The following is a 22,804-nucleotide window of genomic DNA, read 5'->3' on the forward strand; positions in this document are numbered from 1 at the left end:
GGCGGCCCCCGACGGCGCGCCGCCGCCGTCGCCGGTGATCACGGCGGGATCCGACGATCCCAAGTGCGTCAATTGACGACCCTGACCGACGCGCTGCTGGACCCGCTGCTGTCCGCCGGCTCGGCTGCCGACCGGATGGGCCCGCGCATCACCTACTACGACGACGCGACCGGCGAACGCATCGAACTGTCCACCGTGACGCTGGCGAACTGGGCGGCCAAGACAGCCAACCTGTTGCGCGAGGAGTTGGGCGCCGGGGCTTCCAGCCGGGTGCTGGTGCTGCTCCCGGCGCACTGGCAGACCGCGGCGGTGCTGCTGGGGGTGTGGTGGATCGGCGCGCAGGTGGCGCTGAGCGACCCGCCCGGGACGTCCGCGGATCTCGCGCTGTGCACGGCCGACCGGCTGGCCGAAGCCGACGAGGCGGTGTCCGGCGGGGAGGTCGCGGTTCTGTCACTGGACCCGTTCGGCAAGCCGGTAAGCGATCTTCCGGTCGGCGTAACCGACTACGCCACCGCGGTGCGGGTGCACGGCGACCAGGTCGTGCCCGCGCCGGATCCGGGACCGGCGCTGCAGGGCCGATCGGTCGACGAGGTGCTCGAGGCGGCCCGGCTCAGTGCCCGGCGCCAGGGCCTGACGGCCGCCGACCGGGTCATGTCGGACCGGAGCTGGTCGGACCCGGGCGAACTCACCGACAACCTGCTGGCGGTCCTGGCCGCAGGCGCGTCGCTGGTCCAGCTCGCCAATCCAGACCCCTCGGTGCTGGATCGGCGCCGGGTGACCGAGAAGGTCACCCGGACGCTGGACTAAGCGGCGGGCGCGGAGGCCGCCGGAGCCGCAGTCGGAGCCGGAGCGGCCGGAGCATCCACAGCGGGAGCGGCCGGAGCCGCCGGGGCATCCACCGCCGGGGCGGCCGGGGCATCCGGGGCGGCGACCGACGCCGGCTCGGCCGTCGCGGGCGCCGCGGGCGCCTCAACCGAGGCCGGCGCGACCGGAGCCGGCTCGACCGGGGCCGGGGCGGGAGCGGCCGCGTTCCACACCGCGGGGTCCTGCGCCGGGTAGGTCGGGCACTTGGCCGCGACGTCGTTGGCAGTCGGCTCGGCGGTGCGGAACAGCCCGACGTAGGCCGGGAAGATGTTGGCCAGCTCGTCGACCTCGGCCTGCCGCTGATCCGGGGTCTTGGCCAGCAGCAGGTTCATGTGCTTGACGATCTCGCCCTGGACCCACGGCGGCTCGGTGTTGTACTTCTCGATGATCCCGCCGTAGGTGATCGGGTCGACGACCTTGGTGGCGGCCATCAGCTGATCCAGCGTGCAATTGGTGTCCAGCATGGCCTGCGGAACGGCATCGGGGTCATCGGCTGCGGCGATCCCCGGGAAGCCCAGGACGGCGACGGCACCGGCCAGCGCGGCGGCGCCGCGAAGCGAACGAAGAGTAGTCATGGGGCCTGAACCTATCCCAGCCGCCGGTTTCGTCAAAAACGCCCATAGGCTCACGGCATGACCCCGCCGCCGCAACACCCGCCGCTGGACATCGCCGGAATCCGCCGTGACCTGGCCGGACCCGGCCGCGCACTGCGCCGCATCGACCTGGTCGAGACCACCGGCTCCACCAACGCCGACCTGTTGGCCCGGCACGCCGCCGGCGAGGATGTCGGCGGAGCGGTCCTGGTCGCCGAGCACCAGAGCGCCGGCCGGGGCCGGCTGGGCCGCGGCTGGTCCACCCCGCCCCGGACGCAGGTCGCGCTGTCGGTGGGCGTCGACGCCGCCGGGGTGCCACCCGCCGGCTGGGGCTGGCTGCCCTTGCTGACCGGGGTCGCCGCGGCCGACGCGGTGGCCGCCACCACCGGAATCGAACCAGCGCTCAAGTGGCCCAACGACCTGCTGGTCGGAAACTCCAAGCTGGGCGGGATTCTCGCCGAGGTGGCCGCTCCGGACCCGGTGATCGTGGTGGGCCTGGGCGTCAACGTGACGATGACCGCCGCCGAGGCGCCGGACGAGCGGGCCACCTCGCTGCTGATGCTCGGTTCGACCATGCTGGACCGAACCGCGCTGCTGGGCGCCATCCTGGCCGAACTCTCCGCCCGCGTCGACCGCTGGCGGGCCGCCGGCGGTCCGGACCACGGACTGGTCGCCGACTACCGCCGCCGCAGCGTCACGCTGGGCAGGCGGGTGCGGGCCACGCTACCCGGCGATCGCGAGATCACCGGAACGGCAACCGATCTCGACGAACTCGGCCAGCTGCACATCGACACCGGGGCGCAGAGCGTGGCGGTGTCGGCCGGCGACATCACCCACCTGCTCGACGCGCAGGACTGACCGCGGCGGTCAGCGCAGCAGCGCGCGTGACATCACCACGCGCTGAATCTGGTTGGTGCCCTCGTAGATCTGGGTGATCTTGGCGTCGCGCATCATCCGCTCGACCGGGAAGTCGACGGTGTAGCCGGCGCCGCCGAAGAGCTGGACGGCGTCGGTGGTCACCTCCATCGCGACGTCGGAGGCGAAGCACTTCGAGGCCGCGGAGATGAATCCCAGATCGCCCTCGCCGCGCTCGGCGCGGGCCGCGGCGGAGTAGACCATCAGCCGGGCGGCCTCCACCTTCATCGCCATGTCGGCGAGCATGAACTGCACTCCCTGGTTGTCGGCGACCGGCCGGCCGAACTGCTTGCGGTCCTTGGTGTAGGCGATCGCGGCGTCCAGCGCACCCTGGGCGAGGCCGACAGCCTGGGCGCCGATGGTGGGCCGGGTGTGATCGAGGGTGGCCAGCGCGGTCTTGAACCCGGTGCCCGGCTCTCCGATGATCCGGTCGCCGGGGATCCGGCAGTTCTCGAAGTACAGCTCGGTGGTCGGCGAGCCCTTGATGCCCAGCTTGCGCTCCTTGGGCCCGACGGTGAAGCCCTCGTCGTCCTCGTGAACCATGAACGCCGAGATGCCGTTGGCGCCTTTGTCCGGGTCGTTGACCGCCATCACGGTGTACCAGGCCGACTTGCCGCCGTTGGTGATCCAGCACTTGGAGCCGTTGAGGATCCAGTCGTCGCCGTCGGCCTTGGCGCGGGTGCGCATGGACGCGGCGTCGCTGCCGGCTTCGCGCTCGGACAGCGCGTAGGAGGCCATCTTGCCGTCGGCGATCTCGGGCAGCACCTTCTTCTTCAGCTCGTCGGAGCCGCGCAGGATCAGACCCATGGTGCCCAGCTTGTTCACCGCGGGAATCAGCGAGGCCGAGCCGTCGACGCGGGCGACCTCCTCGATGACGATGCAGGCCGCCACCGAGTCCGCGCCCTGTCCGCCGAACTCCTCGGGCACGTGCACCGCGTTGAACCCCGAGGCGGTCAGGGCGTCTAGGGCCTCCTGCGGGAAGCGAGCGTCCTCGTCGACCGCGGCCGCGTACGGGGCGATCTCCTTCTCGGCCAGCGCGCGGATCGCCGCGCGCAGTTCCTGATGCTCCTCGGGCAACTGGAAAACATCGAACGACGAATCGCCGGTCCAAGCCATGTCGGTCTCCTCACCACTCGCAGGTGACTTTACTTGTTCGCTCACTCACCCAGTAATCGCCGGCGAAGCGCCCGGTCCTTGGTCAGGACCTGGGCCTCCAGGTCGGCCTGGAAATGCCGCATCCGGGTCCGCAGCGCCGGATCCGACGACCCGAGGATCCGCACGGCCAGCAGGCCGGCGTTGCGGGCCCCGCCGATGGACACCGTCGCCACCGGGACCCCGGCCGGCATCTGCACGATCGACAGCAGGGAGTCCATCCCGTCCAGACCCGCGAGTGGAACCGGGACACCGATCACCGGCAGCGGTGTGGCCGAGGCCACCATTCCCGGCAGGTGCGCCGCGCCCCCGGCGCCGGCGATGATCACCTCGATGCCGCGGCCGGCCGCGTCGCCGGCGTACTGCAGCATCCGCCCGGGCGTCCGGTGCGCGGAGACCACGCCCACCTCGAAGGGCACGTCGAACTCGGCCAGCGCCTCGGCGGCGGCCGACATCACCGGCCAGTCGCTGTCGCTGCCCATGATGACGCCCACCCTGGGCTCAGCCGGCGCAAGCTCAGTCATGCGTTTTCCACCCGTCTGTCCATGCCGCGTGCGACAACCAGTGTGCCGCCCGTTCGGCCCGCTCACGCACCGACTCCAGATCATCGCCGAGCACGTTGACGTGGCCGATCTTGCGGCCCGGGCGTTCCTGCTTGCCGTAGAGGTGCACGTGCGCCTCGGGTATCCGGCCGAAGAGGTGGTGCAACCGCTCGTCCATGCCCATCGCCGGAGCCTGCCGCGCACCGAGCACGTTGGCCATCACGGTGACCGGCGCGATCGCCCGGGTATCGCCGAGCGGGTAGTCCAGCACCGCGCGCAGGTGCTGCTCGAACTGCCCGGTGACCGAACCGTTCATGGTCCAGTGCCCGGAGTTGTGCGGCCGCATGGCCAGTTCGTTGACCACCAGTGCGCCCCCGGCGGTCTCGAACAGCTCCACTGCGAGCACCCCGACCACGCCCAGCTCGTCGGCGATCCGGAGTCCGAGCCGTTCCGCCTCGGCGGCCGGCTCCCCGGACAGGTCCGGAGCGGGGGCCAGCACGGTGACGCAAATACCCTGCCGCTGAACCGTTTCCACCACCGGCCAGGCCGCGCCCTGGCCGAACGGGGAGCGGGCCACCAGCACCGCCAGTTCGCGGCGCATCGCCACCCGCTCCTCGAGCAGTACCGCCACCCCGTCGGCGAGGTACCCGGCGACGGCATCCCGCGCCGCGGCGACGTCGTCGGCGAGCACCACCCCGCGGCCGTCGTAGCCGCCGCGCACCGTCTTGACCACGACCGCCCCGCCCACCCGGGCGGCGAACGCGTCGACGTCGTCCACCGAGGACACCTCGGCGAAACGCGGCACCGGCACCCCCAGGCCGGAGAGCCGGCGGCGCATCGCCAGCTTGTCCTGGGCGTACACCAGCGCCTCCGGCGGCGGCAGCACCGTCACCCCCTCGGCGACCAGCGTGTGCAGCAACTCGGTGGGGACGTGCTCGTGGTCGAAGGTCAGCGCGGTGGCGCCGGTTGCGGCCCGCCGCAGCGCGTCGAGGTCGGTGTGGGAGCCGATCACCACGTCCGGGCTGACCTGTGCGGCCGGGTCGTCCGCGCTGACCGCCAGCACCCGCAGGGTCTGGCCCAGCGGAATCGCGGCCTGGTGGGTCATCCGGGCCAGCTGCCCGCCGCCCACCATCGCAACCACGGGTCCGCTAGGCACACAGACATGGTGGCACGAGACATGGCGGCAGGTTGGTCGTAGCTCGGCCTTACCGGCGGTGACCTGCGACGCTACGCAGCCTGCACGGATTTCCGTAGAATTTGCCCTTATGTCATTCGCTGACGCCACGATCGCCCGGCTGCCCGGGCCGATCCGGCCCTTCGCCGAGCGGCATCACGAGCTGATCAAGTTCGCGATCGTCGGCGCCACCACATTCGTCATCGACTCGGCGATCTTCTACACGCTCAAGCTGACGGTCCTGGAGCCCAAGCCGGTGACGGCCAAGGTGATCGCCGGGATCGTGGCGGTGATCGCCTCCTACATCCTCAACCGGGAATGGAGCTTCCGCGACCGCGGCGGCCGCGAACGCCACCATGAGGCACTGCTGTTCTTCGGCGTCAGCGGCGTCGGCGTCGTGCTGGCGATGCTCCCGTTGTGGATGTCCCGCTACGTGCTCGACCTTCAGGTCCCGAACGTCTCGCTGGCCGTGGAGAACGTCGCCGACTTCCTGTCGGCCTACCTGATCGGCAACCTGCTGCAGATGGCCTTCCGGTTCTGGGCGTTCCGGCGCTGGGTGTTCCCCGACGAGATGGTCGCGGCCGGGCCCGACCGGGCGCTGGAGGCTCTCACCACGGGTGGCATCGCCGAGGCGCTCGAGGACGAGATCGAGGCCCGCGACAAGCGCCGCAGGCTGGTTACGTCGCTGCGGCGGACGCCGCCGGCGGCCTGACCCCGGTCGCCGACGAGCCCAACCCCTAGGACTCCCGGTCGTCGAACACCTCGTGATCGACCACCTCGTGATAGAGCAGCGAGTGCACGTACTCCACCTGCGGGATGTCGCGAAACTCCAGCGGGTCCTGCGAGGCCGACTCGATGACCAGGGTTCCGGTTCGCGCCAACCGGTCGAACAGGCCGCGCCGGAACTCCACGCTGTTGATCCGGGCCAGCGGAATGTCGATGCCGGCCTTGGTGAGCACCCCGTGGCGGTACATCACCCGACGGTCGGTCAGCACGAAATGCGTTGCCTTCCAGGCCAGGAACGGCCTCAGCGTCAGCCAGAGGACAAGCAGCAGCCAGCTCGCCGCGATCCCGGCCGACACCCCCTGGCGGATGTGCGGCTCCCAGTCGGTGCGACTGACCACCGCGGCGGCGAACGAGGCCAGTGCCGTGGTGACCAGAAGGGCCAGCACCGGACCGACGAGCCGCTTCCAATGCGGGTGCCGGTGCAGCACAACTTGCTCATCTGACGCCAAAGCGCTGTCGGGATAGCCCATGATGAACTCCTACGTCACCCGCACCGGAATATGCAAGGACCCGCAATGGGCGATACCCCGCTCCATGACGCATTCAAGAGGTACCTCGCCGATCCCGGGACGCCGTTCTGCACACCCGGGCACAAACGCAACCCCGAGCTGGTCGACGAGTTCCTGGCTTTGGACGTGCCGCACTACCTGGGCGTGGAGAACCGCCGGGTGTCGACCCGGCGGCTGGCCGCCGCCGAGCGCCTGGCCGCAGAGCTGTGGGGCGCGGACTGGTGCGGGTTCTCGGTGCAGGGTTCGACGCACGGCAACGAGGCCATCTGCCTGACCGTCGGCAAGCCCGGCGACAAAGTCGTGGTGGCCCGCACCATCCACAAGTCGCTGTTCTTCGGACTGGTGCTCGCCGGCCTGGTCCCGGTGTGGGTGCGTCCCGACATCGACCCCCACACCGGCCTGACCGCGGGGATGCCGGTGTCCCGGGTCGCCGCGGCGCTTGAGGCTCACCCCGACGCCAAGGCGGTGATTCTGGTCGAGCCGAGCTACGTCGGAGGGATCTCAGACGTCGCAGCGCACGCCGAACTCGCCCACGCGCACGGCATTCCGCTGGCCGTCGACGCCGCCTGGGGCGCGCATCTCGGGTTTCACCCGGATCTGCCGCCGCACGCCATCGCGGCCGGTGCGGACATCCTCGTGACGAGCATCCACAAGCACGTGACCGGCTTCACCCAGTCGTCGATGGTGCTTGCCCGGGGCGAGCGCATCGACCTCGAACTGCTCTATGCGGCGTTCGAGGGACTGCACACCACCAGCCCGTCCGGGTCGATCTTCGCCAGCATCGACTACACCCGCGAACTGCTCGCCGAACGCGGGAAGGAGCTGCTCGGCCAGGCCATCACCCTGGCCGCCGGGGCGCGCGAGCGCTTCGGGCAGGTGCCCGGCCTCGGGGTGGTCGGCACCGAGATCGCCGACCGTTCGCCGGCGCTGCTGATGCACGACCCGACCAAGATCGTCCTGACGCTGACCGGCACCGGGGCCGACGGGCAGGAGGCGGCCGACGCCCTGGAGCGACGCGGGCTTCGTCTGGAGTTCTCCGACCGCGACACGTTCTGCCCGGTGATCACGCTGGCCGACACCCCCGACAGCGTCGACTATCTGGTCACCGAGGTTACCGCCGCGATCGAGGAACACCGCGGGCAGCCCCGGCCGGTGGTCCCGATCACCTCCTGGACGCTGGAGCCCGACACCGCGATGACCCCGCGCGACGCCTTCTTCGCCGACCGCGAGCGGGTGCCTGCCGCCGAGGCGGTGGGCCGGATCGCCGCTGAGACCGCGGCCCCCTACCCGCCCGGGGTCCCGGCGCTGGCGCCCGGCGAGCGGATCCGCGCCGAGGTGCTGGCCGCGCTGCAGGCCGAGGCGGCGAGCGGGACCCGGATGGCCTACTGCGGGGATCCGACGCTCAACTCGGTGCTGGTCGTACGCGAACTCAGTGCCTGATTCAGTGGCCCCCGGTGACCGCGATCTGAAACGCGGAGATCGTCATGACCACACAGATCAGCGCGATCAGTCCGACGGCGAACATCGCCACCGGCCTCGTCCAGTGCCCGGTGCCGAGACAGCCCGAGTCGGTATCACTGGTTCCGGCGTCCCACATCAGGACGGCCGCGCAGGCGAAGATCGCGGTCCCGAAAACCACGAAAGCCCATGTGTAGGTGTGTAATCCGAGGACGGCCGGTCCGAAGCCGGGCGGCTCCCCCGGATAGGGGCAGGCGTTGATCAGGATGTGCCGGAAGGCCGCCAGCGCACCTGAGACCGCGAACATGACCGACACCGCGTAGTGCCTGACCCGCATCCCCAGCGTCAGATTCAGCACCGCGCCCAGCGCAACGCCGATCATGCACACCCGCTGCAGCTGACACAGCTTGCACGGCTGGTCGCCCACGACGAACTGGTAGTACAGCGAGGAGCCCAGTACCGCGGCGATCGCCAGAATCCCGGCCGTGTTCAGGACCCTGGCGACCACGATCGGCCGCCGCGCCCCGGCTGCGGGAGTGCTCACAGGCTGACCCCTATCCCGACGTCGGAGAGCAGGACGTAGATGAGCAGTGTCAGGGCTACGCAGACGACCGCGGCGATCCAGGTCCGGCCGACCCGCCGCAACGCCGCGGCCAGACAGCCGCACATCAGCAGGAACGCCAGCGCCAACAACCAGAGTGTCACGGCTACCATCGTCACCCATGACGACCACCGAGTCCGACGCCCACGCGGATATCCACACCACGGCCGGCAAACTGGCCGACCTGCGCCGCCGCGCCGAGGAGACGTTGCACCCGGTCGGTGAAGCCGCCGTCGAGAAGACCCACGGCAGGGGGAAGCTCACGGCCCGGGAACGGATCCTGGCCCTGCTCGACGAGGACTCCTTCGTCGAACTCGACGCGCTGGCGCGCCACCGCGCCACCACCTTCAACCTGCAGGAGAACCGCCCGGTCGGCGACGGCGTGGTGACCGGCTACGGCACCATCGACGGCCGTGAGGTGTGCATCTTCAGCCAGGACGCCACGGTGTTCGGCGGCAGCCTCGGCGAGGTGTACGGCGAGAAGATCGTGAAGGTCCAGGATCTGGCCATCAAGACCGGACGTCCGCTGATCGGCATCAACGACGGCGCCGGCGCGCGCATCCAGGAGGGTGTGGTCTCCCTCGGCCTGTACAGCCGGATCTTCCACAACAACATCAAGGCCTCCGGGGTGATCCCGCAGATCTCACTGATCATGGGCGCGGCCGCCGGCGGCCACGTCTACTCCCCCGCGCTGACCGACTTCGTCATCATGGTCGACCAGACCAGCCAGATGTTCATCACCGGCCCGGACGTGATCAAGACCGTCACCGGCGAGGACGTCACCATGGAGGAGCTCGGCGGCGCCCACACCCACATGGCCAAGTCGGGAACCGCGCACTACGTCGCCTCCGGCGAGCAGGACGCCTTCGACTTCGTCCGCGACCTGCTCAGTTTCCTGCCGCCGAACAACTACGCCGAGCCGCCGCGCTTCCCCGCCCCGCCGCATCCGGGCGCGATCGAGGACAACCTGACCGACGAGGACCTCGAACTGGACACGCTGATCCCGGATTCGCCCAACCAGCCCTACGACATGCATGAGGTGATCACCCGGATCCTCGACGACGACGAGTTCCTGGAGATCCAGGCGGAGTACGCGCAGAACATCGTCGTCGGATTCGGGCGCATCGACGGGCGGCCGGTCGGCATCGTGGCCAACCAGCCCACCCAGTTCGCCGGATGCCTGGACATCAACGCCTCGGAGAAGGCGGCCCGGTTCGTGCGCACCTGCGACTGCTTCAACATCCCGATCGTGATGCTCGTCGACGTGCCGGGGTTCCTGCCCGGCACCGAGCAGGAGTACAACGGCATCATCCGGCGCGGCGCGAAGCTGCTCTACGCCTACGGCGAGGCCACCGTCGCCAAGATCACCGTCATCACCCGCAAGGCCTACGGCGGCGCCTACTGCGTGATGGGCTCCAAGGACATGGGCTGCGACGTCAACCTGGCCTGGCCCACCGCGCAGATCGCGGTGATGGGCGCCTCCGGCGCGGTCGGCTTCGTCTACCGCAAGCAGCTCACCGATGCCGCCAAGGCCGGCGAGGACGTCGAGGAGCTGCGGCTGGAGTTGCAGCGCGACTACGAGGATACCCTGGTCAACCCCTACATCGCCGCCGAGCGCGGGTTCGTCGACGCGGTCATCCCGCCGTCGCACACCCGTGGCTACATCGCGACCTCGCTGCGGCTGCTGGAGCGCAAGATCATTCAGACCCCGCCCAAGAAGCACGGGAACATTCCCCTCTAAGGAGACCGGTCCGTGAGGCACGAGGACATCACCGAAGTCAGCGATCCGCACCAGCTGACCATCGACGAGCCCGAGCATGCGATGCCCGAAATCAGGGTGCTCAAGGGCAATCCCACCGACGCGGAGCTGGCGGCGGCGGTCACCGTGCTGGCCGCCCTGGGCGGCACCCCCGGCCACCCCGGCCCGCAGGAGCTCAACCTGTGGGGCCACCCGGTGGACCGGCTGCGCTACGGCTTCGCCAGCTGGCAACTCGTGACGCTCAGGGACCGGACGCACGTACGCCGATGACCGGGCTCCACGCCCGGCGCCGCCGATGACCGGGCTCCACGCCCGGTGACGCGCGTCGTTCTCGCCTCGGCCTCGGCCGGCCGGCTGCGGGTGTTGCGCAGCGCCGGGATCGACCCGATGGTCGTGGTGTCCGGCGTCGACGAGGACGCACTGATGAACCGGCTGGGCCCCGACGCGGACCCGGCCCGGGTGGTGACCGCGCTGGCCGAGGCCAAGGCCGAGGCGGCGGCGGCGACCCTGGACACCCGGGTTTCCGCGGACTGCGTGGTGATCGGCTGCGATTCCATGCTCTATGTCGGCGGGACGTTGAGCGGCAAGCCCGGCACACCCGAACAGGCTCTGCGGCAATGGAATTCGATGGCGGGGCGGGACGGCGAGTTGTTCACCGGCCACTGCGTGATCCGGATGTCCGACGCCCGGATCACCCACACCGGGAGCACGGCCGCCGTGACGACGGTGCGCTTCGGCGTCCCCTCGGCCGATGAGCTGCGGGCGTACATCGCCAGCGGCGAACCGCTGGGGGTGGCGGGCGGTTTCACCCTCGACGGGCTGGGTGGCTGGTTCGTCGATTCCGTCGACGGGGACCCGGCGAACGTCATCGGCCTGAGCCTGCCGGCCACCCGGCGGCTGCTGGAATCGGTGGGCCTGGAACTCGGTGAGCTGTGGGGGGCTAATCGGTAGGCTTGCCGGGTGCCCTTACCGCCGGATCCGAACCCCGCCCTGCAGCAGTACGCACACCCGGAACGGCTGGTGACCGGTGACTGGCTGTCCGAGCATCTGGGCACCCCGGGCCTGGTGGTGGTGGAGTCCGACGAGGACGTCCTGCTCTACGACGTCGGGCACATCCCCGGCGCGGTGAAGGTCGACTGGCACACCGACCTCAACGACCCCCATGTCCGCGACTACATCAACGGCGAGCAGTTCGCGGACCTGATGAACCGCAAGGGCATCTCCCGCGACGACACCGTGGTGATCTACGGCGACAAGAGCAACTGGTGGGCCGCCTACGCCCTGTGGGTGTTCACCCTGTTCGGCCACCCGGACGTGCGGCTGCTCAACGGGGGCCGCGACCAGTGGCTGGCCGAGGGCCGCGATACGAACCTCGACGTGCCGACGCGAACCACCACCGGCTACCCGGTGGTCAAGCGCAACGACAAACCCATCCGGGCCTACCGCGACGACGTGCTGGCCGCCCTGGGCGAGCAGACCCTGATCGACGTCCGCTCGCCGCAGGAGTACACCGGCGAGCGCACCCACATGCCGGACTACCCGGAGGAGGGTGCGCTGCGGGCGGGCCACATCCCCACGGCGGTGTCGGTGCCCTGGGCGAAAGCGGCCGACGAGCAGGGACGTTTCCGCAGCCGGGCCGAACTCGACGAGATCTACTCCTTCGTCAGGCCCGATGGCCCCGGCACCATCGCCTACTGCCGGATCGGTGAGCGGTCCAGCCACACCTGGTTCGTGCTGACCTACCTGCTCGGCATCCCCGGAGTGCGCAACTACGACGGCTCGTGGACCGAGTGGGGCAACACCGTGCGGGTTCCGGTGGTGGCGGGCGAGCAGCCCGGTTCGCTGCCCGAGATGCCGTGAGCATGCCCGGGCCGCTGGCCGAGGTGGTGTCTGAGTTCGCCGAAGTCGCCGGCCAGGACAAACTGAGGCTGCTGCTGGAGTTCGCCGACGAGCTTCCCGGCCTGCCCGACGAGCTGAACGAGGCCGCGATGGAGCCGGTGCCGGAATGCCAGTCCCCGCTGTTCCTGCATGTCGACGCAGACGACCGGGCGCGTGTGCGGCTGTACTTCAGCGCACCTGCCGAGGCTCCCACCACCCGCGGGTTCGCCTCCATCCTGGCCACCGGGCTGGACGGCCAGTCCGCCGACGCAATCCTGGCGGTACCCGACGACTTCTACGCCGAGCTGGGACTGGCCGCGCTGATCAGCCCGCTGCGCCTGCGCGGCATGTCAGCCATGCTGACCCGGATCAAACGACGGCTGCGGACCTAGAAGTGCGGCGGGTTCGCCTGCCGGGCTTCATGTCTCGCCCCGCCGGCGGCGTCCTTGTGGCCGCCGTCACGGACTATTCACCCGAAAAGCCCGCGTGAGGGCCGATCGGCACCCAAGATGGCGCTATGAACATGACTCCGATCATCATCATCGCGTCTGCGGTTGTCCTGGTCGCGCTGATCACGATCGCCCTGCGCAAGACCATCCGGCACGACCGCGCCGCGATCCAATCCGACATGGACGAGCCGCACGAGATCCAGCGCTACCGGGATAACTTCGGCCCCAAGGAATAGCGCGGCGTGGACAACCGTCCACGCCTTCCGGGGACCACCCGTAACGTCGTACACGCGTTCGATCCCTTGAGCCGGTCCGGCAAATGCGGCCGGAGCACCACGCTCTAGACTGCCTGCGAACTTATATTTTCAGAGCCGTCTTAGAGTCCCCCACAGGAGGCGCAGTGCCCACCATCTCCAAGGTCCTCGTCGCCAACCGCGGAGAGATCGCGGTCCGGGTGATCCGAGCGGCCAAGGACGCCGGCCTGGCGAGTGTCGCGGTCTACGCCGAGCCCGACGCCGACGCCCCGCATGTGCGGCTCGCCGACGAGGCATTCGCACTGGGCGGACAGACCTCCGCGGAGTCCTATCTGGATTTCGGCAAGATCCTCGACGCCGCCGCCAAGTCCGGCGCCGACGCCATCCACCCCGGCTACGGGTTTCTCAGCGAGAACGCTGATTTCGCGCAGGCCGTCATCGACGCGGGCCTGATCTGGATCGGCCCGAGCCCGCAGGCCATCCGCGACCTCGGCGACAAGGTCACCGCCCGGCACATCGCCGCGCGGGCCCAGGCGCCGCTGGTGCCCGGTACGCCGGACCCGGTCAAGGACGCCGACGAGGTGGTCGCCTTCGCCCGCGAGTACGGCGTACCGGTGGCCATCAAAGCCGCCTTCGGCGGCGGCGGGCGGGGGATGAAGGTGGCCCGCACGATCGAGGAGATTCCGGAGCTGTTCGAGTCGGCGACCCGCGAGGCGGTCGCCGCGTTCGGCCGCGGCGAGTGCTTCGTCGAGCGCTACCTGGACAAGCCCCGCCACGTGGAGGCACAGGTGATCGCCGACCAGCACGGCAACGTCGTGGTCGCCGGCACCCGCGACTGCTCGCTGCAGCGCCGGTTCCAGAAGCTGGTCGAGGAGGCCCCGGCGCCATTCCTGACCGACGCCCAGCGCGCCGAGATCCACGAGTCGGCCAAGCGGATCTGCAAGGAGGCCGGCTATCACGGCGCGGGCACCGTCGAGTACCTGGTCGGCCAGGACGGTCTGATCTCTTTCCTCGAGGTCAACACCCGCCTGCAGGTGGAGCACCCGGTCACCGAGGAGACCTCCGGACTGGATCTGGTGCGTGAGCAGTTCCGCATCGCCAACGGCGAAACGCTCGCCATCACAACCGATCCCACCCCGCGCGGCCATTCCATCGAGTTCCGCATCAACGGCGAGGACGCCGGCCGCGGCTTCCTGCCCGCACCCGGACCGGTGAACCGCTACGACACCCCCAGCGGCCCGGGCGTGCGGCTGGACTCCGGCGTCGAGGCGGGGTCGGTGATCGGCGGACAGTTCGACTCGATGCTGGCCAAGCTGATCGTCACCGGCGCCGACCGTGCCCAGGCCATCGAGCGGGCACGTCGGGCTCTCGACGAGTTCCACGTCGAGGGTCTGGCCACCGTCATCCCGTTCCACCGGGCCGTGCTGCGTGACCCGGCGTTCGTCGGCGACGCCGACGGCTTCACCGTGCACACCCGCTGGATCGAGACCGAGTGGGACAACACGATCGAACCGTTCACCGGCGGCGGCGCCGTCGACGCCGAGGAGGAGCAGCCGCGCCAGACGGTCGTCGTCGAGGTGGCGGGCAGGCGGCTGGAGGTGTCGCTGCCCGGTGATTTCGCGGTGGGCAACGGCGGCGGCGCGGCCGCGCCGGGAGTGATCCGCAAGAAGCCCAAGCCGCGAAAGCGCGGCGCCCAACTCGGGTCGGCCGCCTCCGGTGACGCGGTGACCGCCCCCATGCAGGGCACCGTCGTCAAGGTCGCCGTCGAGGAGGGTCAGACCGTCGCCGTCGGCGAACTCGTGGTCGTGCTGGAGGCGATGAAGATGGAGAACCCGGTGACCGCGCACAAGGACGGCGTCATCACCGGCCTGGCCGTGGAAGCCGGTGCCGCGATCACCCAGGGCACCGTCCTGGCCGAGATCAAGTAGCGCTCCCCGAGCACACGTGAGCTGCCCGGACATCAACGCCGGCGCCTGGTACCTCAAGGCGGTCGGCGAGGGAAGCTGGGAGGTCTGCGAACCGGTCACCGGCGAGGTCCGTGCGCGGGTCACCGCGACCGGGGACGCCGCGGCGGCCGGCGCCGGCGCCGAGGCGGTGGGGCGGTTTCTACTGCAACTGGTCGCGGAGCCGGGCGAGCGACCTGGCCAGTAGCCGGGAGACGTGCATCTGGGAGATCCCGACCCGCTCGGCGATCTGGGTCTGGGTCATCGACTCGAAGAACCGCAGCATCAGCACCGTCCGCTCGCGCTCGGGCAACTCCGACAGCAACGGGCGCAACGCCTCCCGGTTCTCGATGCGGTCCAGACCGGCGTCGGCCGCTCCCAGGGTGTCAAGGATCGCCGGGACGTCCTCCGAACCGGTGCTGTCGATCGAGAGCGTCTTGTAGGAGCTACCCGCGACCAGCCCCTCGACCACCTCGTCGCGGTCCATCCCGAGTTCGGCCGCCAGTTCCGAGGCGGTGGGCGCGCGGCCGAGCCGCTGGGAGAGCTCCGCGGTGGCCGCGCCGAGCCGCAGGTGCAGTTCCTTGAGGCGTCGCGGCACTTTGAGCGACCAGCTGTTGTCTCGGAAGTAGCGGCGAACCTCACCCATGATGGTCGGCACGGCGAACGACAGGAATTCCGAACCGGTGTCGACGTCGTAGCGGATCACCGCGTTCACCAGACCCACCCGGGCCACCTGGACGAGGTCCTCGCGGCTCTCGCCGCGGCCTTCGAAGCGGCGCGCGATGTGGTCGGCCAGCGGCAGGCAGCGTTGGACGATCCGGTCGCGGCTGCGCCGGAACTCCGGCGAACCCGGTTCCAGCGTCGCCAGCTGACGGAACATCTCCGGAACGTCGGCGTACTCGGAGTCCCCCGCTCTCAGCGTCACTGCCGGGCGACCGCCCGCCTCGTGGTCAGGGTGATGCCGAAAACCGGATCATCGTCGTGGTCGCGGTGGAAGGTCTGCACCTCGTCGGTCAGCGAGCTGAGCACATGCCAGCTGAAACTGCCCTCGGGCACGACGTCGTCGGTGTCGCAGCTGGTCGATGCTTCCACCACGATCGCGTCGTCGCGGGGATCGACCAGCACCACCAGGGTGGCGCCCGGTGTGGCCGACCTGATCAGCCGGGTGCAGGCTTCGTCGACCGCCAGCCGGAGGTCGGCCACAGCGTCGAAGTCGAGATCGGCGCAGGTGCCGACGGCCCCGACCAGGGTGCGAAGCACCGCCAGGTTCTCCAGTAGGGCCGCCACCCTGAACTCGACGGCGGCGGGGCTGCGCCGCCCCGCCCCGCGGCGGCTCCCGCTGTCGGTCATCCGGCCTCCCAGGATCATCACGGTGCGGACGCATACCCGCTGGCGCACCGAAAGTAAACGCGCCGCAAGTCAAAGCACCGAAGGAGGACACCATATCGAGGTTTCACCCCCGATCGGGCCGGGAAGAAGAAGGTATGCGACAGACCGCCGCGCGGGACCGGCGAGACGAGCCGGGTTCCCCGTCCTTCCGGCCCAGCCGGTCGTGCGCCTACGAGGGCTGGACCGTCGTCGAACTCAAGAAGAGGGCCCGGCAACTGGGCATCTCCGGCTATTCGGGCCTGAGCAAGGAAGAGCTCATCTGGTTGATCCGCAACCACTGAATCAACGGTCGGAAAGCTCCCACACGGCGGCGGACATCCGGTCGGCCAGCCTGGTGGCCGTAGCCCGGCCCGAGTCGTCGCCGCGGCAGGCCATCACCTGCAGGACTGCGTTGTTGCGCAGACGCGCCTCGCCGTGGCACACCCAGTCCATCGGTATCCCGAGCTGCTGCTTGCGCCAGCGCACCGCGTCGGCGTCGATCACCGGGACGGTGAAGCTCCAGGCGGCGTCACCGCCGGTACCCAGCGCCCGCTGGCCGTCGCAGGCCCGGGCGGCGCCGGTCGCGGCGGCGAACGACGCCGCCGCCGCGCCCGCGTCGGGGTAGACCGCCACCGCCTCGGCCAGCACCTGATCGTGCCGGTCACCGTCGGTGAAGAGCAGCATGCGGAACTTCGACCAGGAGTCGCCGACGAAGGCCGACATCCCGACCGCGTCGAGCGCGGAACAGGCCGGCGCCGCCGAGGCTCCCATGATCGGCCGGGAGCGGTCGGCGTCGAGCTGGAGTGTGGCCCCGACGGTGTCGCTGAGTTCGGCGGTGGCCGGCAGCACCCGGTCGGCGTCGCCCGGGCGAAGTCCGGCGACGGCCTCGGCCGGGCTGAAACTCGCGGCTCCGGTCACGGTGTGCGAGCAGCCGGCCAGCACCACCGGTAGCACCATCGCACCCAGGAGGACCCGCAGCCGCATGGCACCCGATGCTAGACCGCGTTCCCGCCGCGGCGAACCCCGTTGAAGAAGGTCCGCACGTCCTCGACGAACAGCTCCGGCTGCTCGAAGGCGGCGAAGTGACCTCCCCGCGGCATGTCGGTCCAGTGGGTGATGTTGTAAGCCGACTCGCACCAACTGCGCGGAGCCTTGACGATCTCCTTCGGAAAGTGGGCGACCCCCGTCGGCAGCTCGACCTTCCCGCCACCGCCGAACGCGCCGAAGCTCTCCCAGTACAGCCGCGCCGAAGAGGCGCCGGAGTTGGTCGCCCAGTACATCATCACGTCGTCGAGCATCTCGTCGCGGCTGAAGATGTTCTCCGGGTGCCCGTCACAGTCGCTCCACGCGTACAGCTTCTCCACGATCCACGCCAGCTGACCCGCGGGCGAGTCGGCCAGCCCGTAACCGATCGTCTGCGGACGGGTGGCCTGCTGTTTGGAATAGCCGGCCTCCCAGCGCTGGTAGTGGTCCAGCGCCGCCAGCGCCTCGAGCTCCTCCGGGGACGGATCGCTCAAGTCGCCGACAGGCGCCGCGATCGGCATATTGATGTGGATGGCGATGCAGCCCTGAGCATTCCGGCCGATCTGGGTGGTGACCGCCGCACCCCAGTCGCCGCCCTGGGCGCCGTATCGGTCGTAGCCCAGCCGCTTCATCAGGATATCCCAGGCCAGCGCGACCCGCTCGACCGTCCATCCGGCGGCCGTCGGCTTGCCGGAGAATCCGAATCCGGGCAGCGACGGGCACACCACGTGGTAGTCCCGATTGAGCGGCCCGATCACCTTGGCGAACTCCACGATCGAGCCCGGCCAGCCGTGAGTGATCAGTAGCGGGAACGCATCCGGGTCGGTGCTGCGCTGGTGGATGAAATGGATGTCCACGCCGTCGATCTCGGTGACGAACTGCTCGAAGACATTGAGCCGGGCCTCGCGGACCCGCCAGTCGTAGTCGCCGGCCCAGTAGGCCGCCAAATCCCGCACGTAGTCCAGCGGAACGCCCTGGCTCCAGTCCGACACGCACTCGCGGTCCGGCCAGCGGGTCCGGCTCAGGCGATCGCGCAGGTCGGCGACTTCCTCGTCGGGCACGGCGATGCGGAACGGACGAATGTCTGTCATGCCCGCCAATGTTGCCACGCGCGCTACTACTCTCAGTGCCCATGCGACTAGTTGTCGATCTCAACAAGTGTCAGGGTTATGCCCAATGCGTGCCGTTGGCGCCGGAGGTGCTCAAACTCAACGGCGAGGAGGCTCTGGCCTACGACCCCAACCCGGATGAATCACAGCGCCGGCACGTGCTGCGGGCGGTGGCCTCCTGCCCGGTGCAGGCGATCATTCTCGAGCTGGATCCACCGGCCGACCGGACAACCCTGTGAGTGGTTTCTACTCGTTCGACGAGATCCTCGCGAAGTTCCGGGCGCAGGGCCGAATCGTCATCGTCGGCGCATCCCTGGCCGGCCTGCGCGCAGCGGAAGCGCTGCGCGAGATGGGTTTCGAGGGATCGCTGACGATCATCGGCGATGAGCCGCACGAACCGTATGACCGGCCGCCGCTGTCCAAGGCGGTCCTCAAGGGCTGGGTACCCGCCGACCACACCAAGCTGCCGCGGCTGCGCCGGGTCGACGCCGACTGGAAGCTGGGCGTTGCGGCGGTCGCGCTTGACCGGATCAACCACGTGGTGAAGCTGGGCAACGGCGAGGAGATCGGCTACGACAGGCTGCTGATCGCCACCGGCACCCGGGCCAGGCCATGGTCGAATCCGGAGGAAGCCGCGCTGCAGGGCGTCTTCACCGTTCGGACGGTGGAGGACGCCGCGGGACTGTCCGCGGCGTTCAAGGCCAAGCCACGACGGGTGCTGATCATCGGGTCCGGTTTCGTCGGCTCGGAGATCGCCTCGGTGTGCCGCGAACTCGACCTGCCGGTCACGGTGACAGAGCGCGGCAGCGGCCCGCTCAAGGGCGCCCTGGGCGGGGTGATCAGCGATATCTCCGCGCAGATGATGCGCGACGCGGGGGTCGACCTGCGCACCGGGGTATCGGTGAAATCCCTTCACGGCGACGAGTCCGGACACGTGCGCTCAGCGACGCTGTCGGACGGCACCGTCCTCGACGTCGACGTGGTCATCCCGTCGCAGGGCTCCGTCCGCAATGTGGAGTGGCTGGCCGGCTCGGGCCTGGCCGCGGGACAGTGGGGGGTGGGCTGCGACGCCGGCTGCCGCGCCTTCGACATCAACGGTGTGGTGACCGACCACATCTTCGTCGCCGGCGACGTGGCGCGCGCTCCGCACGTGCTCTACGGCTATGAGTTCCTGGCTCTCGAGCATTGGGACAACGCGGTTTTCGGCGCGGAGGTGGCGGCGAACAACATGCTCAACCTCGAGGTGGGCCGCCGCCCGCACCTGCCGCTGCCGTCGTTCTGGTCCGCCCAGTTCGGGGTCAACATCAAAAGCGTCGGGGTGTGTTCGTTCGGCGACGAGATCGTCTTCACCCAGGGCTCTCCGGACGAGCGCCGGTTCGCCGCCGCGTACGGCAAGAACGGCCGCATCGTCGGGGCGGTGACGTTCAACCACGGCAAGTGGCTGCCCTACTACGCGGAGTTGATCGAGCGCTCCGGGCCGTTCCCGCCGCCGCCGCCCGGCTTCGACCAGCCGGTCAACCACGAGGTGATGCCGGCCCGGTTCCCCGATCCGCGGGAGCCCGCCGGCAACCCCGACGTCGTGCTGACCGGGCACGACCCGACCGACCGCCACGCCGAATTCCGGCCACGCGGCAACTAGCCCGAACCGTCAGCAGGAGAACCGATGGACGCCGCAACCGCCTGGGCCGAGGCGATGAAGTTCGAAAACCGCCCGAACCCCTACCCCTTCTTCGCCGAACTGCGCAAGACGCCGGTCGCCAAGGTCTCCGAGAAGACCTACGCCGTGACGGGATACGACGAGGTGGTCGCGCTGACGCACGACCCGCGGATCAGCTCCGACACCTCCCGCAGTCCGTCGGGACTGTTCGGCGAGAAGCCCGATGCCCAGATCCAGGCCACGGACGGCTATGCGCCTCCTTCGAGCTTCATCGGCACCGACCCCGCCATCCACGACCGGATGCGCCGCCAGTGCATGCGGCACTTCGGGCCGCCGCACACACCCGACCTGATTCCCAGCATGGAGCCCTACGTCGTGGACATGGCCAACGACCTGCTCGACACGGTCAAGGCCCGCGGCGGGGGTCGAATGGATGTGGTCGACGATTTCGCCTACCCCATCCCGGTTTCGGTGGCCTGCAAGATCCTCGGTGTGCCGGTGAAGGACGTTCCGACGCTCCACCCCTGGATCTTCGACTTCATGGATGGCGCCGACCTCGGGCCGGAGGCCCACACCGAGGACGGCCGCGAGAGGGCGGCCAGATCCGCCGCCGGCCTGGGCAAGTTCAAGGCCTATCTCGACGAACTGGCCGATGGCTATGCCCGCCAGCCCGGCCCCGGCCTGATCTCGGCGATCCTGCACGACACCGATGGTCCCGACGGCCCGATGTCGGTCGAGGAGGTCGTGCCCAATGCGATGCTGCTGTTCTTCGCCGGTCACGACTCGACGGTCAACACGATGAGCCACTGCGTGCTGACGCTGCTGCGGAATCCCGGTTCGTGGGAATTGCTGGCGGGCAACCCCGAACTGATCCCCAGAATGATCGAGGAGGTGCAACGGCTTCAGTCGGCGGTGCAGTTCTTCCCGTCCTTCAGTGCCACCACGGACATCGAAATCGCGGGCACGACGATCAAGGCCGGATCGGCGGTGCATCTGATGTACGGCGCGGCGAACCGCGATCCGCGCCGGTTCCCCGATCCGGATCGGTTCGACCTGCATCGCCAGAACCGGGAGCACCTCGGCTGGGGCAGCGGAATCCACGTCTGCTTCGGCGGCCCGTTGGCGCGACTCGAAGTCAACGCCGCGCTGGAAGTGTTCCTCCGCCGGGTTCGCGGCCCGAGGCTTGTCGTCGATCCGCCGCCGTACCGGCGCAACCAGGTGTTCCGGGGACCGCTGCACCTGTCGATCGACTTCGACGAGATCGTGGACTGACGCGCCGATCATTCAGAACGGCGGCGGTTTCCCGCGTTCGGCGACGAGAACGTCGTTGAGTGCCCGTTCTCGTTTGACATAGGCGACCCGGTTCTGGGCGCGTGTGCGTCTTCGGGCCGGCATCATCAGCGTTCGCGCCCGCATCGGGTCGACCGGTACTGGTGGCGGTAGCGGGCTCGTGACGATGTTCCATCGCGGGAAGAGCACCCGGCTTCCCGGATGCGTCAGGTAGGTCTTGCCGGTCGGCGATGTCCACTCGACCGTGCCGTCCGGGAACTGAAGGTCCGACCAGCCATCCCAGAACGTCTTGAGCAGGTGGTCTTTTCGGCACATGCACTTGAGATTGGAGGGGTGGGTCGGGCCGAACGGCCAGGGGACGGTGTGGTCGACGTCGCACAACTCGGCGGGCACATCGCAGTTAGGGAACCGACACGTGAGGTCGCGGAATCGGACGAACTCCTCCAGCGCGGCTGACGGCCGGTAACCCGGCTCCGGCTGTTCGGAGGGTCGGCGGACGTGCCGCACTCTGGCACCGCCGCGGATGAGTTCGGCGATCACCGGGGTCGGAACCATCCCGCCACGACCGGTCAACGTCGCCGTCGACCTCTTCGCCGGCGAACCGTCACGGGAGTCATCGGAGTCGACGCCGTCGCCGGACATGGCCGGGTCGGATGCAATCGTGTCGATCGCGGCATCGGTGACCACGTGAATGACGACACCGGTGGCGCGGCCGTCATCCGCGGCGGCCGGGCAGACTGACGATCCGCACTGGCAGGCCAACCGGTCCGCGCCGGCGGCCAGCGCTCCGAGCGCATCGGCGCGGCGTTGGCCGGTGGTACGCGGGTCGTCTTCGCAGACACCCCGAGCCATCTGCATCAGGCGGCGATCCAGTAGCGCGGCATCGGTGGCGTAGAGACGACCCCGCACCGATGTCGACCCCGGGGCGTCCTCGCGGGCGCCGAACTGGACGTCGCGGTCCCGAGCCCTCGACCTCGTCTGGTGAAGTGCGCCGGGGTCGATCTGGTAAACCCAGGCGTCGATGGCCTTTTCGAGTTTGTAGGCCGAGAGCGCGCCCCATGACCGCGCGTGTTCGGCGACGGCGGCATCGATGAGGTCGAGTGCATCCCGGTCCTGGATGAGGTCGGTGCGGTCAACGATCGCCGCGCACACCCGCTGGCTGATCAGGCCGTCCCTGAACAAGCCCGCAACGCGCGGCAGGCGATCACGAAGCGACAGGCTCAGATGCATTTCCCCGGAGGCGCGTCCGCGGCTGATCTGCAGCGCCGCGCCGATCTCGGCAGCCGTCGCATCCCAGTCATCGCAGGCCCAGTAAGCCTGCTCGTCATCGCCGCAGCGCCGGCGAACCAACTCGCCGATCGCCGCGACGCGCCTGGCCGCAATCCTGGCTTCCTGGCGGGCCAGATCGGCGATTGCCTCGACAACGGCCGCATCGCTCGCTGACCGCCACCCATTGTCGAACATGTGTTCGATAGTATCC

Annotated in this window: 28 protein-coding genes; 16 read left to right on the top strand and 12 right to left on the bottom strand. The window is 69.6% G+C overall.

Going from position 1 to position 22,804, the window contains the following annotated elements:
• Window positions 1-63: 63 nt before the first annotated feature.
• The gene (locus tag ACKOQ4_RS01640; RefSeq protein WP_526288175.1) at window positions 64-807 is read left to right on the top strand and encodes a TIGR03089 family protein; all 744 of its coding nucleotides are present in this window, start codon (window positions 64-66) and stop codon (window positions 805-807) included.
• On the opposite strand, the gene ACKOQ4_RS01645 is transcribed toward ACKOQ4_RS01640, so the two are convergent.
• The gene (locus tag ACKOQ4_RS01645) at window positions 804-1,439 is read right to left on the bottom strand and encodes a DUF5078 domain-containing protein (protein WP_526288177.1); all 636 of its coding nucleotides are present in this window, start codon (window positions 1,437-1,439) and stop codon (window positions 804-806) included. The two genes, ACKOQ4_RS01640 and ACKOQ4_RS01645, sit on opposite strands and share 4 nt — an antisense overlap.
• 57 nt (window positions 1,440-1,496) lie before the next feature.
• Here ACKOQ4_RS01645 and ACKOQ4_RS01650 point away from each other — a divergent pair, with 57 nt between their 5' ends.
• Window positions 1,497-2,315, top strand: coding sequence for a biotin--[acetyl-CoA-carboxylase] ligase (locus tag ACKOQ4_RS01650; RefSeq protein WP_526288179.1), 819 nt, complete (start codon window positions 1,497-1,499; stop codon window positions 2,313-2,315).
• 9 nt (window positions 2,316-2,324) lie between these two features.
• On the opposite strand, the gene ACKOQ4_RS01655 is transcribed toward ACKOQ4_RS01650, so the two are convergent.
• Genes ACKOQ4_RS01655 through ACKOQ4_RS01665 form a run of 3 tightly spaced genes read right to left on the bottom strand, consistent with a single transcriptional unit; the run spans window position 2,325 to window position 5,222 of the window.
• Entirely contained in the window at window positions 2,325-3,488 is a 1,164-nt protein-coding gene (locus ACKOQ4_RS01655; protein WP_526288181.1) for an acyl-CoA dehydrogenase, read from the bottom strand.
• Between the two features lie 41 nt (window positions 3,489-3,529).
• Window positions 3,530-4,048 carry a 5-(carboxyamino)imidazole ribonucleotide mutase gene (gene purE / locus ACKOQ4_RS01660; protein ID WP_526288183.1) on the bottom strand — a complete coding sequence of 173 codons (519 nt, stop codon included), beginning with the start codon at window positions 4,046-4,048 and terminating at the stop codon, window positions 3,530-3,532.
• Window positions 4,041-5,222 (bottom strand): 5-(carboxyamino)imidazole ribonucleotide synthase, encoded by a 1,182-nt coding sequence (locus tag ACKOQ4_RS01665; RefSeq protein ID WP_526288185.1) that lies wholly within the window; start codon window positions 5,220-5,222, stop codon window positions 4,041-4,043. The genes purE and ACKOQ4_RS01665 overlap by 8 nt, the downstream gene beginning before the upstream one ends.
• 109 nt (window positions 5,223-5,331) lie before the next feature.
• Here ACKOQ4_RS01665 and ACKOQ4_RS01670 point away from each other — a divergent pair, with 109 nt between their 5' ends.
• A complete protein-coding gene (locus ACKOQ4_RS01670; RefSeq protein ID WP_526288187.1) occupies window positions 5,332-5,952 on the top strand; it encodes a GtrA family protein in 621 nt (206 codons plus the stop codon).
• A gap of 25 nt (window positions 5,953-5,977) precedes the next feature.
• Here the strand turns inward: ACKOQ4_RS01670 and ACKOQ4_RS01675 are convergent, their stop codons facing one another.
• Window positions 5,978-6,496 (bottom strand): PH domain-containing protein, encoded by a 519-nt coding sequence (locus tag ACKOQ4_RS01675; RefSeq protein WP_526288189.1) that lies wholly within the window; start codon window positions 6,494-6,496, stop codon window positions 5,978-5,980.
• Window positions 6,497-6,541: 45 nt separating this feature from the next.
• Here ACKOQ4_RS01675 and ACKOQ4_RS01680 point away from each other — a divergent pair, with 45 nt between their 5' ends.
• Window positions 6,542-7,975 carry an aminotransferase class I/II-fold pyridoxal phosphate-dependent enzyme gene (locus tag ACKOQ4_RS01680; RefSeq protein ID WP_526288191.1) on the top strand — a complete coding sequence of 478 codons (1,434 nt, stop codon included), beginning with the start codon at window positions 6,542-6,544 and terminating at the stop codon, window positions 7,973-7,975.
• 1 nt (window position 7,976) lies between these two features.
• Here ACKOQ4_RS01680 and ACKOQ4_RS01685 read toward each other — a convergent pair whose 3' ends face one another.
• Together ACKOQ4_RS01685 and ACKOQ4_RS01690 are read right to left on the bottom strand one after the other, a co-directional pair.
• Window positions 7,977-8,537: a disulfide bond formation protein B gene (locus ACKOQ4_RS01685; RefSeq protein WP_526288193.1), complete on the bottom strand. Its 561-nt coding sequence runs from the start codon at window positions 8,535-8,537 to the stop codon at window positions 7,977-7,979.
• On the bottom strand, window positions 8,534-8,698 hold the full coding sequence (locus ACKOQ4_RS01690; protein WP_526288195.1) for a hypothetical protein: 165 nt from the start codon (window positions 8,696-8,698) through the stop codon (window positions 8,534-8,536). Before ACKOQ4_RS01690 ends, ACKOQ4_RS01685 begins: the two co-directional genes overlap by 4 nt.
• Before the next feature lie 17 nt (window positions 8,699-8,715).
• Here ACKOQ4_RS01690 and ACKOQ4_RS01695 point away from each other — a divergent pair, with 17 nt between their 5' ends.
• From ACKOQ4_RS01695 to ACKOQ4_RS01730, 8 genes are all read left to right on the top strand, one after another.
• Window positions 8,716-10,335, top strand: coding sequence for an acyl-CoA carboxylase subunit beta (locus ACKOQ4_RS01695; RefSeq protein ID WP_526288197.1), 1,620 nt, complete (start codon window positions 8,716-8,718; stop codon window positions 10,333-10,335).
• Window positions 10,336-10,347: 12 nt separating this feature from the next.
• Window positions 10,348-10,623, top strand: coding sequence for an acyl-CoA carboxylase epsilon subunit (locus tag ACKOQ4_RS01700; RefSeq protein ID WP_526288199.1), 276 nt, complete (start codon window positions 10,348-10,350; stop codon window positions 10,621-10,623).
• 45 nt (window positions 10,624-10,668) lie between these two features.
• Window positions 10,669-11,304 (top strand): Maf family protein, encoded by a 636-nt coding sequence (locus ACKOQ4_RS01705; RefSeq protein ID WP_526288201.1) that lies wholly within the window; start codon window positions 10,669-10,671, stop codon window positions 11,302-11,304.
• Window positions 11,305-11,313: 9 nt separating this feature from the next.
• A complete protein-coding gene (locus ACKOQ4_RS01710; protein WP_526288203.1) occupies window positions 11,314-12,213 on the top strand; it encodes a sulfurtransferase in 900 nt (299 codons plus the stop codon).
• A gap of 2 nt (window positions 12,214-12,215) precedes the next feature.
• Complete coding sequence (locus ACKOQ4_RS01715) at window positions 12,216-12,623, top strand: SufE family protein (protein ID WP_526288205.1); 408 nt, start codon at window positions 12,216-12,218, stop codon at window positions 12,621-12,623.
• A 125-nt stretch (window positions 12,624-12,748) separates the two neighbouring features.
• The gene (locus ACKOQ4_RS01720) at window positions 12,749-12,916 is read left to right on the top strand and encodes a hypothetical protein (protein ID WP_526288207.1); all 168 of its coding nucleotides are present in this window, start codon (window positions 12,749-12,751) and stop codon (window positions 12,914-12,916) included.
• Window positions 12,917-13,080: 164 nt separating this feature from the next.
• Entirely contained in the window at window positions 13,081-14,862 is a 1,782-nt protein-coding gene (locus ACKOQ4_RS01725) for an acetyl/propionyl/methylcrotonyl-CoA carboxylase subunit alpha (RefSeq protein ID WP_526288209.1), read from the top strand.
• A gap of 16 nt (window positions 14,863-14,878) precedes the next feature.
• Window positions 14,879-15,085, top strand: coding sequence for a hypothetical protein (locus ACKOQ4_RS01730; protein WP_526288211.1), 207 nt, complete (start codon window positions 14,879-14,881; stop codon window positions 15,083-15,085).
• Here the strand turns inward: ACKOQ4_RS01730 and ACKOQ4_RS01735 are convergent.
• Window positions 15,041-15,757 carry an RNA polymerase sigma factor SigF gene (locus ACKOQ4_RS01735; protein ID WP_526288249.1) on the bottom strand — a complete coding sequence of 239 codons (717 nt, stop codon included), beginning with the start codon at window positions 15,755-15,757 and terminating at the stop codon, window positions 15,041-15,043. The genes ACKOQ4_RS01730 and ACKOQ4_RS01735 overlap by 45 nt on opposite strands.
• Window positions 15,758-15,798: 41 nt before the next feature.
• Complete coding sequence (locus tag ACKOQ4_RS01740; RefSeq protein WP_526288213.1) at window positions 15,799-16,227, bottom strand: ATP-binding protein; 429 nt, start codon at window positions 16,225-16,227, stop codon at window positions 15,799-15,801.
• Window positions 16,228-16,361: 134 nt separating this feature from the next.
• Here ACKOQ4_RS01740 and ACKOQ4_RS01745 point away from each other — a divergent pair, with 134 nt between their 5' ends.
• Entirely contained in the window at window positions 16,362-16,547 is a 186-nt protein-coding gene (locus tag ACKOQ4_RS01745; RefSeq protein ID WP_526288215.1) for a Rho termination factor N-terminal domain-containing protein, read from the top strand.
• A 1-nt stretch (window position 16,548) separates the two neighbouring features.
• Here the strand turns inward: ACKOQ4_RS01745 and ACKOQ4_RS01750 are convergent, their stop codons facing one another.
• Entirely contained in the window at window positions 16,549-17,229 is a 681-nt protein-coding gene (locus tag ACKOQ4_RS01750; protein WP_526288217.1) for a sensor domain-containing protein, read from the bottom strand.
• A gap of 11 nt (window positions 17,230-17,240) precedes the next feature.
• Window positions 17,241-18,350 carry an alpha/beta fold hydrolase gene (locus ACKOQ4_RS01755; RefSeq protein WP_526288251.1) on the bottom strand — a complete coding sequence of 370 codons (1,110 nt, stop codon included), beginning with the start codon at window positions 18,348-18,350 and terminating at the stop codon, window positions 17,241-17,243.
• Window positions 18,351-18,400: 50 nt separating this feature from the next.
• Here ACKOQ4_RS01755 and ACKOQ4_RS01760 point away from each other — a divergent pair, with 50 nt between their 5' ends.
• Genes ACKOQ4_RS01760 through ACKOQ4_RS01770 form a run of 3 tightly spaced genes read left to right on the top strand, consistent with a single transcriptional unit; the run spans window position 18,401 to window position 21,306 of the window.
• Window positions 18,401-18,616 (top strand): ferredoxin, encoded by a 216-nt coding sequence (locus ACKOQ4_RS01760; RefSeq protein WP_526288219.1) that lies wholly within the window; start codon window positions 18,401-18,403, stop codon window positions 18,614-18,616.
• Window positions 18,613-20,016, top strand: a complete 1,404-nt coding sequence (locus tag ACKOQ4_RS01765) for an NAD(P)/FAD-dependent oxidoreductase (protein WP_526288221.1) — start codon at window positions 18,613-18,615, stop codon at window positions 20,014-20,016. Before ACKOQ4_RS01760 ends, ACKOQ4_RS01765 begins: the two co-directional genes overlap by 4 nt.
• Before the next feature lie 24 nt (window positions 20,017-20,040).
• Window positions 20,041-21,306 carry a cytochrome P450 gene (locus ACKOQ4_RS01770; RefSeq protein ID WP_526288223.1) on the top strand — a complete coding sequence of 422 codons (1,266 nt, stop codon included), beginning with the start codon at window positions 20,041-20,043 and terminating at the stop codon, window positions 21,304-21,306.
• 12 nt (window positions 21,307-21,318) lie between these two features.
• Here the strand turns inward: ACKOQ4_RS01770 and ACKOQ4_RS01775 are convergent, their stop codons facing one another.
• A complete protein-coding gene (locus ACKOQ4_RS01775) occupies window positions 21,319-22,788 on the bottom strand; it encodes an HNH endonuclease signature motif containing protein (RefSeq protein ID WP_526288225.1) in 1,470 nt (489 codons plus the stop codon).
• Window positions 22,789-22,804 lie beyond the last annotated feature (16 nt).

Origin of the sequence: Mycobacterium sp. (genome assembly GCF_046095365.1) — a bacterium.
In the GTDB taxonomy this organism is placed as follows: Bacteria; Actinomycetota; Actinomycetes; order Mycobacteriales; family Mycobacteriaceae; genus Mycobacterium.

What these genes read in the sequence shown, in the direction of transcription:
- ACKOQ4_RS01750 (WP_526288217.1), bottom strand. Translation starts at nt 17,229, where the DNA reads ATGCGGCTGCGGGTCCTCCTGGGTGCGATGGTGCTACCGGTGGTGCTG.
- ACKOQ4_RS01655 (WP_526288181.1), bottom strand. Translation starts at nt 3,488, where the DNA reads ATGGCTTGGACCGGCGATTCGTCGTTCGATGTTTTCCAGTTGCCCGAG.
- ACKOQ4_RS01695 (WP_526288197.1), top strand. Translation starts at nt 8,716, where the DNA reads ATGACGACCACCGAGTCCGACGCCCACGCGGATATCCACACCACGGCC.
- ACKOQ4_RS01650 (WP_526288179.1), top strand. Translation starts at nt 1,497, where the DNA reads ATGACCCCGCCGCCGCAACACCCGCCGCTGGACATCGCCGGAATCCGC.
- purE (WP_526288183.1), bottom strand. Translation starts at nt 4,048, where the DNA reads ATGACTGAGCTTGCGCCGGCTGAGCCCAGGGTGGGCGTCATCATGGGC.
- ACKOQ4_RS01775 (WP_526288225.1), bottom strand. Translation starts at nt 22,788, where the DNA reads ATGTTCGACAATGGGTGGCGGTCAGCGAGCGATGCGGCCGTTGTCGAG.
- ACKOQ4_RS01745 (WP_526288215.1), top strand. Translation starts at nt 16,362, where the DNA reads ATGCGACAGACCGCCGCGCGGGACCGGCGAGACGAGCCGGGTTCCCCG.
- ACKOQ4_RS01675 (WP_526288189.1), bottom strand. Translation starts at nt 6,496, where the DNA reads ATGGGCTATCCCGACAGCGCTTTGGCGTCAGATGAGCAAGTTGTGCTG.
- ACKOQ4_RS01735 (WP_526288249.1), bottom strand. Translation starts at nt 15,757, where the DNA reads ATGTTCCGTCAGCTGGCGACGCTGGAACCGGGTTCGCCGGAGTTCCGG.
- ACKOQ4_RS01760 (WP_526288219.1), top strand. Translation starts at nt 18,401, where the DNA reads ATGCGACTAGTTGTCGATCTCAACAAGTGTCAGGGTTATGCCCAATGC.
- ACKOQ4_RS01715 (WP_526288205.1), top strand. Translation starts at nt 12,216, where the DNA reads ATGCCCGGGCCGCTGGCCGAGGTGGTGTCTGAGTTCGCCGAAGTCGCC.
- ACKOQ4_RS01720 (WP_526288207.1), top strand. Translation starts at nt 12,749, where the DNA reads ATGAACATGACTCCGATCATCATCATCGCGTCTGCGGTTGTCCTGGTC.
- ACKOQ4_RS01680 (WP_526288191.1), top strand. Translation starts at nt 6,542, where the DNA reads ATGGGCGATACCCCGCTCCATGACGCATTCAAGAGGTACCTCGCCGAT.
- ACKOQ4_RS01740 (WP_526288213.1), bottom strand. Translation starts at nt 16,227, where the DNA reads ATGACCGACAGCGGGAGCCGCCGCGGGGCGGGGCGGCGCAGCCCCGCC.
- ACKOQ4_RS01645 (WP_526288177.1), bottom strand. Translation starts at nt 1,439, where the DNA reads ATGACTACTCTTCGTTCGCTTCGCGGCGCCGCCGCGCTGGCCGGTGCC.
- ACKOQ4_RS01670 (WP_526288187.1), top strand. Translation starts at nt 5,332, where the DNA reads ATGTCATTCGCTGACGCCACGATCGCCCGGCTGCCCGGGCCGATCCGG.
- ACKOQ4_RS01770 (WP_526288223.1), top strand. Translation starts at nt 20,041, where the DNA reads ATGGACGCCGCAACCGCCTGGGCCGAGGCGATGAAGTTCGAAAACCGC.